Origin of the sequence: Donghicola mangrovi, from assembly GCF_013377535.1 — a bacterium.
Lineage (GTDB): Bacteria > Pseudomonadota > Alphaproteobacteria > Rhodobacterales > Rhodobacteraceae > Donghicola > Donghicola mangrovi.
The window spans coordinates 1-1,080 of the sequence record NZ_JABCJE010000037.1 but is presented as its reverse complement, the minus strand read 5'-3'; the positions used below and the strand labels follow the sequence as shown (position 1 = coordinate 1,080).

Annotated in this window: 2 protein-coding genes; one reads left to right on the top strand and one right to left on the bottom strand. The window is 50.4% G+C overall.

Annotation, left to right across the window (positions count from 1 at the left end; genetic code table 11):
• Positions 1-164 precede the first annotated feature (164 nt).
• Positions 165-545, bottom strand: a complete 381-nt coding sequence (locus tag HJ536_RS20665) for a hypothetical protein (protein ID WP_177159274.1) — start codon at positions 543-545, stop codon at positions 165-167.
• A gap of 155 nt (positions 546-700) precedes the next feature.
• On the opposite strand from HJ536_RS20665, the gene HJ536_RS20660 reads away from it, so the two are divergent.
• Entirely contained in the window at positions 701-979 is a 279-nt protein-coding gene (locus HJ536_RS20660) for a hypothetical protein (RefSeq protein ID WP_177159273.1), read from the top strand.
• The last annotated feature ends 101 nt before the right edge of the window (positions 980-1,080 follow it).

Below are 1,080 nucleotides of genomic sequence, written 5' to 3'. Positions count from 1 at the left end.
ACTCAATCTCAGTGGATGGCCTTGGCAAACGGCCCAAAGCCTACGGTCGAGAATGCATCCTCGCCGCGGTACAGCTTCCCCGAAGTGGCCTCTCATTGCGTGCTGCAGCGAAATCTTGGGGTAAAGGTCCTAAGTGCGGACCTTGCTGCCAACAACCGATGCTGTTACGCGGTTTTGCTCTCTATCTGTCTGAAATGCAGGAGAACAAGGACACCTGCGGCCCAAAGTAAAGTCCATTGCGGTACGATGATCAATCCGCGAAGACCTGCGCTGTAGAGGCCAACTGTGAAAAAGCAGGCAGCGAATGCAATCCAAAGTCGCGCTATCATTTTCGCAGATTCCGTTTCGCTCGCAAAGCTCCAAACCGAGAAGGCCAAGAAAACACTGATAAAATGCCAGCAGGCATGAAATGTACTTTTTATAACCATATCAAGATCGCCTTCCAAAAGAGGGAAAAGCGTATCAACACTACCAACAAAAATATGCATCGCTGCGGTCAATCCGGCCAGCCCGACACCGGCGACTTTCAGATATCGAATGCTCAACACAGAAGCTCCATGGTTTTTGAGTAGACTTTCATCAAGCTATGACGAGTACAATTGGTCAAAGTGGCAATTTCGGGCTCGAAGCGGTCCTGTGGCGGCGCGGCGGAATCCGAGCCGTGACGCAACAGGATGGCGGACGCTGAAGGAGCAGAAGGATGACCAACTCGACGCGCGAAAAGCTTCTCTGGTTTCAAGCCGGAAACTTTCTTGTCTCACTTGCTGTTCTGGCTTCGAGGCCCCTCGGCATCCAAGGATCTGCTCTGATTTACGCGCTCATTGGGATCAAAGTGATTTTTCTAATCTACTTCAACGATTACCCAGCAAAGAAGGATGTCTTCAGCATTGCATTCTTTGGGCTGGCGTCAATAGAGGTCGTGCTTTTATTCCTGTGCGGTTCCTTTTCCATGTACACCTTCCTTCTGGGGTCACTCTAAACGGCTGCGTCATGTCTTAGGAAAATGCGGCTCCATCTAACGCTTAAAAGATCGTCCTTACGCGTTATCGGTCAGAATGAAAAATTATCCGCTCTCGGCCC

Bases quoted from the DNA above. Each gene is read 5' to 3' on its own strand.
- HJ536_RS20660 (WP_177159273.1), top strand. From the start codon at position 701: ATGACCAACTCGACGCGCGAAAAGCTTCTCTGGTTTCAAGCCGGAAAC.